A 15,548-nucleotide genomic window follows, 5' to 3' on the forward strand; every position below is an offset into this window, starting at 1 on the left:
TCTTGTCAGGCAGCGTGACGCGCTTTCTTACGCGCTGCATTGCCCCTCATCCGGCTCCAAACACGGATAAATGTATCAATATCTTCGTCGGTGGTTTCCAGTCCCAGACTGACCCTGATGGCCGATCCGGCATCGGAAACCCCCATTTCCTTAAGCACGTGGCTTTCACGTACCTTGCCTGACGAGCAGGCTGATCCCGAACTGATGGCCACACCTGCCAGATCCAGCGCCATAACCTGGGTTTCCCCCGGCATTCCCGGCAAGATCAGGCAACTTGTATTCACCAGTCGCTCCGTTCCCTTACCAGCGATCAGAAGCTCAGGCGCCTCTGATGCCAATTCCGTTTCAAGGCGGTCGCGCAAGGCCGCGACATTCGCCATATTCGCCAACTGGGCCCCTGCCCGTTCGGCCGCGGCACCAAAGCCCGCAATGCCCAGAACGTTTTCGGTGCCGCCACGGCGGTATTTTTCCTGTCCACCGCCCCGGATCTGCGGCACCAGCATTACGCCGGGCGCGATCGCCAAAGCGCCAATTCCTTTGGGTCCGCCGATCTTATGGGCCGAAACCGACACCATATCAACCAGCAAGCGCCCCATATCCACCGGCAGACGGCCCAATGCCTGAATGGCATCACAATGGACCTTTGCCCCGTATTCACGCGCCAGCAGCGCCACTTTGGCCACCGGCTGGATCACGCCGGTTTCATTATTGGCCAGCATGACCGATACCAGAACCTTCTGCCCGGCAGCCGATGCTTCCTTCAGCATCGCTTCAAGCGCATCAAGGTCCACCACACCATTGCCATCAACCGGAATGCGTTTTGCATCCACGCGTCCCTCTATGACAGAGGGATGTTCGATGGCACTGGTAAAGACGGTGACGTCTTCAAGTCCGTTCAGCGCCAGGTTGTTGGCCTCGGTCCCGCCGCTGGTGAAAATGATCCGTTCGGAATCACCGCCCACCAGATCCGCGATGGTGCGCCGGGCATGATCGACGATCTTGCGCGCGGCACGTCCGCTGGCATGAACCGATGACGGATTACCTGCAACATCCATCGCAGCGATCATGGCCTGCCGTGCCTCGGGGCACAGCGGCGCGCTTGCGTTGTAGTCGAGATAAACCTGGTCGGCCATCAGTTTGTAATCATCCTTATTCGCATCTGCTCTCGATATAGAGGAGCATTTACTGTGCCGCAACCTGTGACGGCTCTTCTATTTGAGTTGTTTTGCCCGGGAAGACCCGAAGCGATCCGCTGACATTGCGATCCACAACATCTGCAAGGCTTACCGATGCAAGATACAGATAAATCTGGTTGCCCAGTTCTTCCCACAATTCATGGGTCTGACAGCGGCCCTTGTTGGCCTTGCAGCCCTTGGGCGATCCGGACTTGCAACGGGTTGCGCGGATCGGTTCGTCAACGGCCAGAATGACATCGGCCACACGGGTTTCATCGGCCGTTCTGGCCAAAAGATAACCACCACCCGGGCCGCGCACGGAACGGACAAGCCCGCCTTTGCGCAATTTGCCAAACAGCTGTTCAAGATAGGACAGCGAAATTTCCTGACGGTCCGCAATATCGGCAAGTGCGACCGGTCGGTCCTTGCTGCTTTCAGCGAGATCGACCATCGCCATAACGGCATAGCGGCCTTTGGTACTCAGCTTCACGGTGCGTCCTCCTGCCTTGCTGCCTGGGTTCGGGGTTACCCGGACCTGACAGCGGGCTTTTCTTTCGACTTTGCGCGATAGGCGCCAATTATTCCGACGATGCGACGATGCGCGGTTTTTCCGGCGTCACATCACCACCCGATGTTCCCGCTGCGCCGGTTTTTTCGGCTTCGAGTGCCGTTACCTGATTGCGCAGCGACTGTACCTCGCGGCCAAGCTCTTCAAGGGCGCGCGCCACCGGATCGGGCAGATCACCAAGCGGCGTACCATAGGCACAGAAACGATCATCGGCCTCGCGGCGAACGATCTTGGCGGGGATACCCACCACAGTTGCCCCTTCGGGCACTTCGGAAAGCACAACAGCATTGCCGCCGACACGGGCATTCTTGCGCACGGTGAATGGTCCAAGGATCTGTGCCCCGGACCCGACAATCACACCATCTTCAAGTGTCGGATGGCGTTTCAGGCCGCGCTGCCCGTCGCTATTCACACTGGGCGACGTCCCGCCAAGGGTTACCCCCTGATACAGGGTTACGTCATCCCCGATCTCGGCGGTTTCGCCAATCACGACACCCATGCCGTGATCAATGAAGAACCGCTTGCCGATGGTCGCACCCGGATGGATTTCAATCCCGGTCAGCCAGCGCATGATCTGCGAAAGAAAACGCGCCGTGATGCGGAAACCGCGCTGCCAAAGCCAGTGTGTGCCACGATATCCCATGATCGCATGAAACGCCGGATAACAGAGCGCGATCTCCCAGCGGGAGCGTGCCGCGGGGTCGCGGGCAATCATCGCGTCAATTTCCTGACGAATTAGCTTGAACATGGGGCGGTCCACTGTGTAATTAGTACCTTCGATTCCCGGCAGCCACGCCTACGCCCGGCCTCGCGACACTCGCAAGATCGGGTTTTGTCGGCACCATCGGGTTAGCCGGAATATAGGATAACCGAGTAACTTGGTCAAGTATTTGCCCAAAGCAATTTATGCGCAAAGACGAAAAAACTTACAAAAAGACTCGGATATTTTTGTTACACACTTCATTCCATTCGTGGACAGGAGCAGTCTGATCCATGCCTGAGGTCATTTTTAACGGCCCCGAAGGTCGCCTTGAAGGTCGCTATCACCATAACGGCGCTGACGATTCGCCCATCGCACTTATCCTGCATCCGAACCCGCAGCAGGGTGGCACAATGAATAACAAATTGTGCTTTAACATGTTCAACATGTTCAAGGATCGCGGATATTCCGTCATGCGGTTCAACTTCCGCGGCGTCGGACGTTCGCAGGGCGTTTACGATCAGGGCATCGGTGAACTCTCGGATGCGGCATCTGCGCTTGACTGGATGCAGACCTATAATGCCAATGCGCGCGCAACCTGGGTTGCCGGCTATTCGTTCGGTTCGTGGATCGGCATGCAGCTTTTGATGCGCCGCCCGGAAATTGACGGCTTTATTTCGGTGGCAGCCCCGGCAAGTGAATATGACTTCACCTTCCTGGCCCCCTGCCCGTCATCGGGCATCCTGATCCACGGATCACAGGATACCAACATTCCGGTTGCCTCGGTCAACAAGCTTGCCGACAAGCTCAATGCCCAGAAAGGCATCGAAGTCGACATGTGCACGATTGACGGTGCCGATCACTATTTTGCCAAACAGCAAGATGACGTGATCAAGCATTCGATCGCCTATCTCGACAAGCGCGGCGCATAACTGCCCGCCAGCATGTCTGACGATCACGAAATCAAGGCCGCCTGATCAGGCGGCCTTTTTCGTTGGATAAAGCTTCCCGCCACAGCACGGCGCAGGCACCCCGGTCGTCCCCGGAAAACTGAGCGGCAAGCCGCGCAAGTGACGCACGGCAAGATAGCCAAAGCATTCCGCCTCGACCGCATCACCATCCCACTCAAGCTCGTCGACCGAACGCACCGGCACGCCAAGACGACTTGCAAGCGTTTCCATCACATATTGATTATGCCGTCCGCCCCCACAGACAAACCAGCTTTTGGGCGCGACTGGCAAATGATTCACCCCCGCGACGATGGCCGCAACCGTGCAATTGGCAAGCGTTGCCGCACCGTCAGAAACATTCAGCCTTGCCTCGGCCACCAGACCGTCAATGCGCGCAGCCATGTCTTCGCGGTCCAGTGACTTTGGCGGCACACGGTCGAAATACGGGTCTTCAAGGAACTTGATTTCGACCATCGGGTCCGCCGTTCCGGACGCCGCCGTCGCGCCATTCAGATCAACCGGATTGCCGGTATGGCGCAACATCCAGTCATCAAGACGCGCATTGCCCGGCCCGCAATCAAAGGCCAGAAGATCCGCCCCATCCGCACCATCGCCAATCCAGGTGACATTGGACACGCCACCGATATTAAGCACCGCCACCGGCGTTTCAACCCCGGCACTTTTCATCAGAGCGGCATGATAGATCGGCGCAAGGGGCGCGCCTTCACCCCCCGCGGCAACATCGGCCAGACGGAAATCGGCGACCACCGGAATGCCGGTTTTCTCCGCCAGCATATGCGGCGTTCCGATCTGACGGGTCAGCCCCGATGCCGGTTCATGAAACACGGTCTGCCCGTGAAAGCCGATAATCCCGATATCGCCGGGCAACATACCCGCCTTGGCCAACAACATGTTAACGGCATCAACATGAACCTGCGTCAAATCATCTGCCACGACATGTTCGGAATTGGTGGCACTGCGATTGCCGAAACATTCACGCATCCGTTCGCGCAGTTCCGGCGCATAGGGCACAAAAACAGACTGATGGAGACGACGCACATCAATGCCATCGGTTTCAATCAGAGCCGCATCGACACCATCAAGTGACGTGCCGCTCATCATTCCGATTGCCGTGATCCAGTCTTGCGTCATGTCGTGCTCCGCATGGTATTTCCGGGTTGTTTGCGCAGGTTAACGCCAAATTCTGGTGAAATCGTTACCCGGATTGCAGATCTGCGCGCCGATGCGTTGCCCAGCGCATGTTTTCTGTGCTAGATCATCGCCTCCGCACTTTGGGCGGGTCGAATTTTCTATCACAACCAACATAGCGCAAAAACCATGACTGAACTGAAGTCTGATTTTCTCCGCGTCATGCATGACCGCGGTTACATCCACCAATGTACTGATCTTGAAGGCCTTGATGCCTATGCATCGGAAAATACGGTGGTGTGCTATGTGGGTTATGACTGCACCGCAGACAGCCTTCATGTCGGATCGCTTGTATCAATCATGATGCTGCGCTGGTTGCAAAAAACCGGTCACAAGCCGATTGTCCTGATGGGGGCCGGCACCACGCGCGTTGGCGATCCGACCGGCCGTGATGATGCGCGCCCGGTTCTGACCGACGAAGTCATCGCCACCAACATGGCGGGCATCAAGAAAGTCTTCCAGCAGTTCCTGACGTTTGGCGATGGCCCGACCGATGCGGTCATGGTCAACAATGCCGACTGGCTCGACAAGCTGAACTATATCGAATTCCTGCGTGATTTCGGTCGCCATTTCTCGGTCAACCGAATGCTGAGCTTTGACTCGGTCAAGCTGCGTCTGGAACGTGAACAGTCGCTGAGCTTCCTTGAATTCAACTATATGATCCTTCAGGCCTATGACTTTGTCGAACTGAACCGCAACTATGGCTGCATGTTGCAGATGGGTGGTTCGGATCAGTGGGGCAATATCGTCAATGGTGTTGAACTGGGGCGTCGCGTTGACGAGAAATCGCTGTTTGGTCTGACGACCCCGCTGATGACCACCGCATCGGGTGCGAAGATGGGCAAAACCGCGGCGGGTGCCGTATGGCTGAACGAAGAACGCCTGTCATCCTATGACTATTACCAGTTCTGGCGGAACACCGAAGATGCCGACGTCATCAAGTTCATGCGCCTGTTCACCGAGATGTCGCTTGAACAGATCGACGAATACGCAAAACTTGAAGGCTCGGAAATCAACGAAGCCAAGAAAGTTCTGGCATTCGAGGCCGTCAAACTTTGCCGCGGCGAAGAAGCAGCCCTTGCCGCTGCTGAAACCGCACGCAAAACCTTTGAAGAAGGTGTTCTGGCCGACGATCTTCCGACCGTGGAAGTCGCCAAGGCCGATCTTGATGCCGGCATCCCGGCCTTCGATCTGTTCCGTCGTGCCGATCTTGCCAAATCCGGTGGTGATGCACGCCGTCTGATCAAGGGCGGCGGTGCAAAGATCAATGACGAAAAAGTCAGTGACGAAAATGCCAACATCACCGCAGATGCAGTGAATGCCGATGGCGTGATCAAGGTGTCTGCTGGCAAGAAACGCCATGTCCTGATCAAGCCGGTCTGATCACAGATATCCGGTCAAAATTTTAAAAAGCCCCGTGCAATTTGCGCGGGGCTTTTTCTATGTGTTAGCGCTAACATAATCCCGTTTGCGGACCGATCAACTTGATTGGTCCGGGCCTTAGCCGGTCTGGACCTTAGCCGGGCTCGGCACCGGTGATCAGGTTGCGAAGCACGCCGGGCACAAATGTCGAAAGCGGATTGACCGTCACATCAGGTTCGCCAAGGTCGCCTTCGATGGTGTAGGTCGGCGCAAAGATGCCCCCGCCTTCTTCCCCCACCAGAAGATCGCCAAGGATCGGGATCACGCCAAGGGCCGAATTGATGGCATAGATCGGCACAATCGACCCGGCCAGACGAATTTCGGATTTTGCCAGATCAATCGATCCGTTCGCGGTAACACCAACCGCGGTGCCGTTGGCTGCGACCTTTGACAAGGTCAGCACATCATTCACATAGGTGAAATCGCCATTCAGTTCGGTGAAGGAAATGCCGTTTCCTTGCAAAACGTCACTGAGCCCCGAAAGAGAAGCTGCCCCCAGGACACGTGCGGCAATCGGTGCGTTGACGACACGGAAATCGCCGATCTTGACCGATCCGGTAAAGGGCTGGGCAAAGTCGCTTTCATCGACCGTGCCTTCGACCGTCATGTTCCCGCCCAGAAGGTTTTCATACATATCAAGCGCCCGCAGGAATTTGCCAGCATCTTCGGCCGTCAGACTGACCTTGCGGGTGGAAAAATCATCGCGGCTGACCTGTGCAAATATGGTGGCCCGGTCCGCCAGTGAACCATTCAAAACCAGCCGGTCCCATTCCTGTCCGACAACATGGATCGATCCTTTGACATCGCCAAACAGTTCGCCATTGGCCATCACCATCTGTTCGATATCGAGGAAGATCTCGGTCGTTCCGCCTTCGCGGCTGGCGCGTTGTCCGATGCCGCCACTGTTTGGTGCCTTGGCATCCTTTGGCTTGCCGGTATCTTCGGCGTCATCCGACAGGATCCAGGGGGTTGCGATCAGCTGACGGGCGGTGATTTCGATTTCGCGATTTTCATTATTCTGCCGGAAGGTGACCTTACCATCATTGAGCAGCGGCTCCGCCCCTTTAAGCAGGAAGCCGCCACCGGTCAGATTGACAATGACATTGCGTTTTTCCGACGGTTTGGTGTCGCTGCCTTCTGCGGGTTCAGGCGATGTTTCATCCTCGACAAACGGTCGCAAGTCAAACTGCGCCCCGCGCAAGTCCACCAGCATCCTGTCATCATTGGCAAGCCTGATCGTTCCCGAAAGACCGGTATTTTCACGAAAACGGGTATTGTCGATTTCAAAGGACCATTGATCGGCAATCGGGTTTTCACCGCGCCATTTGCCGGTGCCGGACGCCACCAGTGCCGGTGCCATCACCGCAAAGGATTTAAGCGTGCCACCACCTTCATAACGCACAGCCACATCAAAGCTTGCCTTGGCTTCGGCACCGGGTTGTTTGGTGTAGTTGACCCGTTCCATCGGAAGCGTGATGGCAACATCATTAAGCGCCACATCCCCCTTGATCTCGACCCGGTCATCCAGAACCCTGATTTCGACCTTGCCCTTGCCCATCCCGGCAAGATAGGGCGCAACATCAAGTTCCACATCGGGCATCACCGCCAGATCGAGATCGCCAGACAGGCTATAATGGCTGCGGATTTTGGCCGCGGTATCAAAACTTTCAACCCAGTTGATCGCGGTTTTGCCCTTGCCGATCAATGCCGTACCGGTCAGTTCCAGCCCCTTGGTGTTGACCTGAAGTTCGAAACTGCCGTTATTGACATCAAGTTCGCGGAACGCGTTGGTGATGCTGGCCTTTTGAATGCGCGATGCTGCCGCGACCTCGACATCGTCGAATGTCACATCGCGCAGCAACGGGAAATTCAGGCGCACGCGGGTCGCCTGTTCACCAGCAATCTGGGCCGGATCAATGCCAAGGCGGGTGGCAAAGCCAAGCGGCTGCGCTTCGATCAGTTCAAGCGCCTTGCGCGCACTGCCATTGGCGACCACTTCGATTTCGGCAAGCGGAACCGGTTCGTCTAGCTTGGTGAACAGGATGCTGGCATCCGTTACAGTCAGCCCGTCTGCCTGTCCGCGATCAACATAGATATTGAAACTGGTTTCATCGAATTCGGCGCGGCCACCGGCATCATGCACATCGGGCATATCCCCCAGATAATGCACCGTGACACCGGACATCGTCATCTGTCCGCCCAGCGCATCAAGTACCACGTCGCCGGCGTCATCCTGATGAAGTTCGGTATGCAGGGTGGCCTGATGAACAATGCCGTCCGACAGGTTGGTCACAACCCAGATACGGGCATCTTCGCCAACCGATTCCGGCCAAAGCCGATCCAGATCATCTGTGGCCACATCGGTTGCCTTGGCATCCAGACTAAGTTGCCATTTGCCAAACGGATCAAGCACGACACCGGTAACCGATGCCGTGGCATCCCCGACATTAAGCGTCACGTCATCAACACTGAACCGGCCCGGTACATAGCTTGTGACGATCTTGCCGTCATTGACCCGATAGGTCGCGCGGATTTCGGATGGCAGTGAAATCACCCCGCTTCCGACTTCCAGATCGGTCGCAGCAGAAACCAGCTTTCCACTGACATCATATTTGGCACGGATTACCCCCGAAACCGGAACATAGGCATCGCGCATCGGTTCAAAGATGTCAGAGATGCTGACCAGATCGGAAAGCTCCACCTCGCCGATGCGGGCTTCGAGATCGATTTCACCGCTGCTTGTGCTGTAATCGCCGGTCACATTGACCCGGGTCGACAAGGCACCAGCACTGACCTGCAAGGAGGCTTCGGCCCCGATGCCAAGCGGCTTGCGCGACAACAGAATTTCCGCCTGCGGCGCAGCCCAGACGATGCCAAGCTGTTCATCGCGCACCTGCAGGTCGGCATTTACAATCCCGAAACTTTCGAAATAGGCCGCAGCCGGAAAATCGGTGCGTTCGCCAGACAGGATCGAGACCACATCGCGCAGGATTTCGCTGCCTGATCTTTCAATCGGCGCGGTTGCCACATCGGTTTCATCATCGGATGTTTGCGGTGCGGACTGTATTTCGGTGGTTTCGGGAAGAACCGGCTGCGCATCGTCACTTTCGGGCAAATCGATCGTGACCGACGCCCCCCGCCCGCTGTCATAAACCGGGTCTTGCGGTTCGACGGATGTGTCTTCGTCCGGTCCGGCAAGTGGTGCTGTCCCATCGGGGTTTTCGGCGACATAGCCGATATCGATCTGACCATTGGCACGACGTTCCAGGCGAATGCGCGGCCCGATCAGGTTCAATTCACGAAGTGCCAGAACCCCTTCAAACAGGGCCTTGCTGGAAAACACCACGTCTGCTTCGGGAATATGGAGCAGTTCACGATCATCCCCGCCAATGATCACGACATCGCGCAAGCCGACATCAAATTTTTCGGCCCATCCGCGCCAGCGCAAAACGACATCGCCAACCGACAGCCGGTTTTCACCCATCGACTTGTTAAGATGATCAACGATATAGGGGGTAATGCGGTGCAGGGACACAGGTTCCTGAGACAGTCGCCAGATGGTGACTGCTGCAAATACGCCAACAAACAGCACGACCGCCGACAAAATCAGCGCCAGCCATCCAGCAAAGCTTTTAACGAGGCGCACCCTTATTTATCCTGTTTTCCTGATATCATATGTCGCAATAGCACCACTGCACACGTTCTGGCCGGTGTTTCCGTTCTGCAAGACGAAACAGATATCACCGGAACTGCCAGTATTGATCTAATCCCTTTTTGTCCGATCGCAGAAAAGCTACATAGAGACAGTCACCCGTATGATCGGGGTTGCAATCTCCTTGCCAAGAGCATGCAATCAGGCACAAGTTTGTGCATAGCCCGGTTCGTTACCTTTTCGCAATACAAGGAAAGCAAAAAGTGTCTCTTTCCTGGATTTCACAGGACCTGCCCCAACCCTTTGATGCCGAACGTGTTGCCAATGCGTTTGAACGATGGAACGCCCTTGGCGATCGCCCGGCATTTGAAAGTCTGGCATCCAAAATTGGCGATATTGCGTCCGATCCCCAAAGCAAGGCGGTTTTGGCGGCCCTGTTTGGTAACAGCCCCTATCTGACCAATTTGTGCCTGCGCGATCCCGACATTGTGTGCGAAGTATTCGAAAGCGGCCTTGATCATGCCTTTGTCACCGCACTGGATCCGGTGCAGCAAAGTGCGGATGCCCGTGATCTTGATCAGGCGACAACAATGTCCACGGTGCGCAAGGCAAAACGCCGGGCCGCACTGGTGATTGCGATGGCCGATATCTGCAAGGCCTGGCCGCTTGATAAAGTCACATCCGCGATCAGCGAAACCGCGGAAACCACGCTTGATTTCACAATGGCCCATTGCCTGTGTGCGATGGCGCGCCAGCGCAAATATGACCTGCCCAATCCCCAGAACCCGCTTGAAGGATCGGGGATATTTGCGATCGGCATGGGAAAACTGGGTGCGGGTGAACTGAACTATTCATCCGATATCGACCTGATCTTCCTGTATGATCAGGATATTGTCACCTATCTTGATGAGGATCGCCTGCAACAGGATCTGGTGCGCATGGTGCGTGACATCACACGCGTGATGGAAGAACGCACCGGGGACGGCTATGTGTTTCGAACCGATTTGCGCCTGCGTCCCGATCCGGCATCGACCCCGCCGATCCTGTCGATGATTGCAGCTGAAACCTATTATGAAACGGTGGGGCAGAACTGGGAACGTGCGGCCATGATCAAGGCCCGCATTGTTGGCGGCGACCGGGCGGCCGGCAACGAGTTTCTGGAAATCCTGCGACCGTTCGTATGGCGCAAACATCTCGATTTCCTTGCCATTCAGGACATCCATTCGATCAAGCGCCAGATCAATGCCCATAAGGGCGGCAGCAAGATCAACATTCCCGGCCATAACATCAAGCTTGGCCGCGGCGGCATTCGCGAGATCGAATTTTTCGCCCAGACACAGCAACTGATCTGGGGCGGGCGCGAAGTTGCGCTACGTGGCAAGGCGACATGTGACACATTGCGCGCCCTGACCAAATTCGGACAGGTATCCGAGGAAGTCCGCGATGAAATGCTGGCGGCCTATGAATTCCTGCGCACGGTCGAACACCGGCTTCAGATGATCAATGATCAGCAGACCCAGACCCTTCCTGATACGGATGACGGTCTGCGCGCCCTTGCGACATTCCTTGGCTATGCGACGCTTGATGCGTTCAAGGATCATCTGCTGCTTCATCTGCGCAATGTTGAAAACAACTATGCCGAACTGTTTGAAGATGACACGCCGCTGACCGGGGACAGCACGACCGGCAATCTGGTCTTTACCGGCACCGAAGACGATCCCGACACGCTTGCCAATCTGCGTGAAATGGGGTTTGAGAATGCCGAAAATGTATCGGTTACGGTGCGCGGCTGGCATCACGGGCGTTATCGCGCCACCCGGTCACGCCGGGCGCGTGAAATTCTGACCGAATTGATGCCGACCCTTTTGGGGGCACTGTCGAAAACCACCAACCCGGATATGGCATTCCGGGCCTTTGACGAGTTCCTGAAAGGTCTTCCGGCCGGGGTTCAGCTGTTCTCGCTGTTTACCGCGCACCCGGAACTGCTTGAACTTTTGGCCCAAATCGCCGGAACCGCCCCGCGTATGGCCAAATATATCGGGCGCAACGCGTCGGTTCTCGATTTCGTTCTGATGTCGGGCTTCCATGAAGAATTACCCGATGCCGACAGCATGCTGGCAGAACTTGATGCGCGTCTGTCGCGCGAAGACATGGTCGAAGACTGGCTGGATGTGGCGCGACGCTGGGCCAATGACCAGAAATTCCAGATTGACGTTCAGACCATCCAGAACCGCCAAACCCCGCACGAGGCCGGTCGTGCACTGGCCGATGTGGCAGATGTTGCCATTCGCGCCCTGTTCCCGCGCATTGCCGATGATTTCGCCGCCAAGCACGGTACCTTTGCCGATGGCGGGCTTGCGGTATTTGCACTTGGCAAACATGGTGGGCAGGAACTGTCCCCGGGGTCGGACCTTGATATGGTGTTCATCTATGATGTGCCCGAAGAAGCCGAAGAGTCCGATGGGGAAAAACCGCTGTCACCCGGGCATTATTTCATCCGGTTAAGCCAGCGTTACATCAACGCCCTTTCCGCCCCCACCGCCGAAGGTGTTCTGTTTGAAACCGACCTTCGCCTGCGGCCCAGCGGGTCAAAAGGCCCGCTGGCCACCCATTTCAAAAGCTTCGAAGCCTATCAGAACAATGAAGCCTGGACGTGGGAGCACATGGCGCTTACGCGGTTGCGCCCGGTTTATGGGCCGCAATCGCTGTGTGACAAGGTGATTGCCACCACAACGGCCGTTCTGCGCAAGGAACGTGACCCCGATCAGCTGGTGCGCGCGGTCTATGACATGCGCAACCGCATGGAAGCCGGCAAAGGCGACAATCACCCCTGGGCGATCAAGATGCGGCGCGGCGGGCTGGTTGATCTGGAATTCATCGCGCAATATTTGCAACTGCGCCACGCCCATGACCATGCCGACATTCTGTCGCCAACCACACGCGATGTGTTCAAACGGCTTGGCACGGCCGGCATTCTTGAAAATGAAGAGGCAGAATTTTTGGCCAATGCCGGGTCGTTCTGGCTGGCGCTTCAGGCAATGCTGCGCCTGACGACCGAAGGGCCGTTTGATCCTGCACGGGCCAGCACCGACCTGCAACAGATGCTGGCACGGGCCGGAAAATGTGACGATTTCGCAAGCCTTCAGGACAAAATAGAAACCACGGCAACCCGGATCAAAACGATCTATGACCGGATCATCGCCGATCCGGCCGAAAAGGTCAGCCCGCCCGAAACCACACAATAGCCGGATCGAAATGATCCGGCTGGCCTTGCCATCCTTATAAAGGATTGTATTTTCAGTGCGGAACGGATCGCACAGCGACACAGACAGACAAAGGATGGAACATGACACTTGAAGTAGGTGACAAGGCCCCGGATTTCGAATTGCCAACCGATGGTGGCAACAGCATCAAGCTGTCCGATCTGGCAGGCAAACCGGTGGTGATCTATTTCTATCCCAAGGACATGACACCGGGCTGCACCACGGAATCCTGTGAATTTCGTGATGCCGAGCCGGACTTCAGCGCCGTCGATGCCCAGATCATCGGCATTTCCAAGGACAGTGTCAGCCGCCATGACAAGTTCAAGGCCAAACATGACCTGAACTTCATTCTGGCATCGGATGAAAACGGCACCGTGTGCGAAGATTTCGGCGTCTGGAAAGAAAAAAGCATGTATGGCAAAAAATTCATGGGCATTGAACGGTCCACCTTTGTCATTGATGGCAGCGGCGTCATTCGCAATGCCTGGCGCAAGGTAAAGGTCAAAGGCCACGTGGCAGAGGTTCTCGAGGCCGTTCGCGCCCTTTGATCAAAAAAATGACACTCGTAGCAGACCCATTGGTCCCGTTACCCCGCAAGGCCCGGCAACTGATTGCCGGGCCTTTGTTTTTTGGCCTTCGCCGACTTTAAAATTTAACCCGCCAAACTGCCAAAACGGCCATTCCAACACATTGATTTTGTTGCCTTGGGTTACATGTCAGGATAACAATTTACATATGGGAGTTTGGGTGAAGGTGCTTTTCACCTGTTCAGAGAAAACAAACCGGCACGCCGGCAAAGCAGGTATTGCTATGAACAAAAATGTTGTTGATCTCGACGATCAGATGCTTGCGGATTTTCGCGATGAGGCACATGACATCATCAGTGCGATTGATGTCCATCTGCAAAATGCGCGTGGCAAAAGCGATCCCGCACACCTGACCTCTATCCAGCGCGAAGTTTTCAACTTGCGTTACAAGGGCAAATCGGTTGCGGCACCACTGATCAATCTGACCAGTCATCGTCTGGCCGATTACGTCACCACCTGCAAGGAACTGAATGAAGGTTCCATCGAAGATATCCAGGCCTTTGTCGACAAGATCCAAAGCCTGCTTGAAGGTGACATGACCGCCGGCGGCACCGATACCGCGGAATTTGTCCGTGAATTGCCGTCCAAACGTGCCCCTGACATTGATCCGAACTGGCTTAAAAAGGCCAATGTCGAAGCATTGCTGGTGATCCCGCAGCGCTCCATGGCGACCATTCTTGAACGCGAACTCGCCGCATGCGGTTATCGCAGTTCCGTGACGCAGACCTCGTTCGAGGCCATCGAACTTGCCGTTCGCACCCGCCCCGACTTCATCATTGTTGCCAAAACCATTGATGAGCTGAGCGGTGTTGATCTGGCCAATGCGTTGCAGGCCATGCCAAAAACCCGCGCCATCCCGACGGCTGTTCTGACGTCCGATGCACCGAACCACCCGTCCTTGCAGGATCTTCCGTGTCGCACGGCAATCATCCGCAAGGGCAATGCATTTGGTGAAGATCTGGCCGAGGCCCTGGCACGGTTCAACATCACCTGATAACGACATATCCGTAGGCAGCACATTAACTGTCACGATGTATCACAAGGGCGGCGCGCGAATTTGCAGGCCGCCCTTTTGTTTGGCCATTGACCATATCCCCGGCAGATGGCAGACAAAGCCGATCTGAAAATCATTCTGAAAACCGGGCCGTCATGACCAAGCTTACCCTTGCCGAAGCAGCCAAACGTGCGCTTTTGACCGAAGATGCGACCGAAAAAGCCGATGTAACGGCCGAACTCGCCGCGATGTGGCGCAATGGCGAGATTACCGAGGTCGGGGCAACCGACCTGCCCGATCGTCCCGGTCGCCCGGCCAAGCCGGAACTTCTGGCACCAAACAAAATGCCCAAGCGCAAAAAAGGCAGTGTCCAGGGCCGCATCGGGCTTTTGCATGCCCTGGCCCATATCGAGCTTAATGCCATCGATCTGGCCTGGGATCTTTGCGTGCGCTTTCCCGAAGCCGACATGCCGCGTGATTTCCACGATGCCTGGGTACAGGTCGCCGATGACGAAGCCCGGCATTTCAAAATGATCAACAAGCGTCTTGGTGAAATGGGTGCGACCTATGGTGATTTGCCCGCCCATGACGGCCTGTGGCAAACATCGATGGATACGGCCTATGACATCCTGCCACGTCTGGCCGTGGTGCCGATGGTGTTTGAGGCGCGCGGGCTTGACGCAACGCCGCCCACCATTGAACGTCTTTTGGCGCATGGGGATACGGAAAGTGCCCGTATCCTTAAAATCATCGCCCATGATGAAATTGCCCATGTTGCTGCGGGGCGCAAATATTATGAATATGTCTGCGATCAGCGTGGCCTGCCCTATTACACCACCTGGCATGACATGCTGCGCAAACATTTCCGCGGACCTCTCAAACCGCCATTCAATGACGAAGCCCGTTACGAGGCGGGCATGCCGCCGGATTATTATCAGGACTATGTTCTGGAACTGCCGGGCGAGGCAGACGATCTTTAGGCCCGATGTCGCGAACTGGGATTTTTAAAATTTGACCCAGCGCAAAGC

The 15,548-nt window shown here is 56.1% G+C and carries 11 protein-coding genes; 6 read left to right on the forward strand and 5 right to left on the reverse strand.

Translation table 11 applies throughout. From position 1 onward, the window contains the following. Positions 1 to 5 precede the first annotated feature (5 nt). From AUQ42_RS07865 to cysE, 3 genes are all read right to left on the reverse strand, one after another. Positions 6 to 1,133, reverse strand: coding sequence for a cysteine desulfurase family protein (locus tag AUQ42_RS07865; protein ID WP_068518529.1), 1,128 nt, complete (start codon positions 1,131 to 1,133; stop codon positions 6 to 8). Positions 1,134 to 1,182: 49 nt separating this feature from the next. After that, a complete protein-coding gene (locus tag AUQ42_RS07870) occupies positions 1,183 to 1,665 on the reverse strand; it encodes an Rrf2 family transcriptional regulator (protein ID WP_068518530.1) in 483 nt (160 codons plus the stop codon). Positions 1,666 to 1,753: 88 nt separating this feature from the next. Next, positions 1,754 to 2,491, reverse strand: a complete 738-nt coding sequence (gene cysE / locus AUQ42_RS07875; protein WP_082817785.1) for a serine O-acetyltransferase — start codon at positions 2,489 to 2,491, stop codon at positions 1,754 to 1,756. A gap of 245 nt (positions 2,492 to 2,736) precedes the next feature. Between cysE and AUQ42_RS07880 the strand changes: the two genes are divergently transcribed. Then, a complete protein-coding gene (locus tag AUQ42_RS07880) occupies positions 2,737 to 3,375 on the forward strand; it encodes an alpha/beta hydrolase (RefSeq protein ID WP_068518531.1) in 639 nt (212 codons plus the stop codon). 45 nt (positions 3,376 to 3,420) lie between these two features. On the opposite strand, the gene AUQ42_RS07885 is transcribed toward AUQ42_RS07880, so the two are convergent. Further along, positions 3,421 to 4,545 (reverse strand): anhydro-N-acetylmuramic acid kinase, encoded by a 1,125-nt coding sequence (locus tag AUQ42_RS07885; protein WP_068518532.1) that lies wholly within the window; start codon positions 4,543 to 4,545, stop codon positions 3,421 to 3,423. A gap of 186 nt (positions 4,546 to 4,731) precedes the next feature. On the opposite strand from AUQ42_RS07885, the gene tyrS reads away from it, so the two are divergent. After that, entirely contained in the window at positions 4,732 to 5,985 is a 1,254-nt protein-coding gene (gene tyrS, locus AUQ42_RS07890; protein ID WP_068518533.1) for a tyrosine--tRNA ligase, read from the forward strand. A 133-nt stretch (positions 5,986 to 6,118) separates the two neighbouring features. Here the strand turns inward: tyrS and AUQ42_RS07895 are convergent, their stop codons facing one another. After that, the gene (locus AUQ42_RS07895; protein WP_068518534.1) at positions 6,119 to 9,670 is read right to left on the reverse strand and encodes an AsmA-like C-terminal domain-containing protein; all 3,552 of its coding nucleotides are present in this window, start codon (positions 9,668 to 9,670) and stop codon (positions 6,119 to 6,121) included. A 269-nt stretch (positions 9,671 to 9,939) separates the two neighbouring features. Between AUQ42_RS07895 and AUQ42_RS07900 the strand changes: the two genes are divergently transcribed. From AUQ42_RS07900 to AUQ42_RS07915, 4 genes are all read left to right on the forward strand, one after another. After that, the gene (locus tag AUQ42_RS07900) at positions 9,940 to 12,921 is read left to right on the forward strand and encodes a bifunctional [glutamine synthetase] adenylyltransferase/[glutamine synthetase]-adenylyl-L-tyrosine phosphorylase (protein WP_068518535.1); all 2,982 of its coding nucleotides are present in this window, start codon (positions 9,940 to 9,942) and stop codon (positions 12,919 to 12,921) included. A gap of 101 nt (positions 12,922 to 13,022) precedes the next feature. Further along, positions 13,023 to 13,487, forward strand: a complete 465-nt coding sequence (bcp, locus tag AUQ42_RS07905; RefSeq protein ID WP_068518536.1) for a thioredoxin-dependent thiol peroxidase — start codon at positions 13,023 to 13,025, stop codon at positions 13,485 to 13,487. A gap of 262 nt (positions 13,488 to 13,749) precedes the next feature. After that, on the forward strand, positions 13,750 to 14,520 hold the full coding sequence (locus AUQ42_RS07910) for a response regulator (RefSeq protein ID WP_068518537.1): 771 nt from the start codon (positions 13,750 to 13,752) through the stop codon (positions 14,518 to 14,520). A gap of 155 nt (positions 14,521 to 14,675) precedes the next feature. Beyond that, positions 14,676 to 15,500 carry a ferritin-like domain-containing protein gene (locus AUQ42_RS07915; protein ID WP_068518538.1) on the forward strand — a complete coding sequence of 275 codons (825 nt, stop codon included), beginning with the start codon at positions 14,676 to 14,678 and terminating at the stop codon, positions 15,498 to 15,500. The last annotated feature ends 48 nt before the right edge of the window (positions 15,501 to 15,548 follow it).

The organism is Thalassospira sp. MCCC 1A02491, from assembly GCF_001613785.1.
Lineage (GTDB): Bacteria > Pseudomonadota > Alphaproteobacteria > Rhodospirillales > Thalassospiraceae > Thalassospira > Thalassospira povalilytica.

What these genes read in the sequence shown, in the direction of transcription:
- AUQ42_RS07865 (WP_068518529.1), bottom strand. Translation starts at nt 1,133, where the DNA reads ATGGCCGACCAGGTTTATCTCGACTACAACGCAAGCGCGCCGCTGTGC.
- cysE (WP_082817785.1), bottom strand. Translation starts at nt 2,491, where the DNA reads ATGTTCAAGCTAATTCGTCAGGAAATTGACGCGATGATTGCCCGCGAC.
- AUQ42_RS07880 (WP_068518531.1), top strand. Translation starts at nt 2,737, where the DNA reads ATGCCTGAGGTCATTTTTAACGGCCCCGAAGGTCGCCTTGAAGGTCGC.
- AUQ42_RS07885 (WP_068518532.1), bottom strand. Translation starts at nt 4,545, where the DNA reads ATGACGCAAGACTGGATCACGGCAATCGGAATGATGAGCGGCACGTCA.
- tyrS (WP_068518533.1), top strand. Translation starts at nt 4,732, where the DNA reads ATGACTGAACTGAAGTCTGATTTTCTCCGCGTCATGCATGACCGCGGT.
- bcp (WP_068518536.1), top strand. Translation starts at nt 13,023, where the DNA reads ATGACACTTGAAGTAGGTGACAAGGCCCCGGATTTCGAATTGCCAACC.
- AUQ42_RS07910 (WP_068518537.1), top strand. Translation starts at nt 13,750, where the DNA reads ATGAACAAAAATGTTGTTGATCTCGACGATCAGATGCTTGCGGATTTT.
- AUQ42_RS07915 (WP_068518538.1), top strand. Translation starts at nt 14,676, where the DNA reads ATGACCAAGCTTACCCTTGCCGAAGCAGCCAAACGTGCGCTTTTGACC.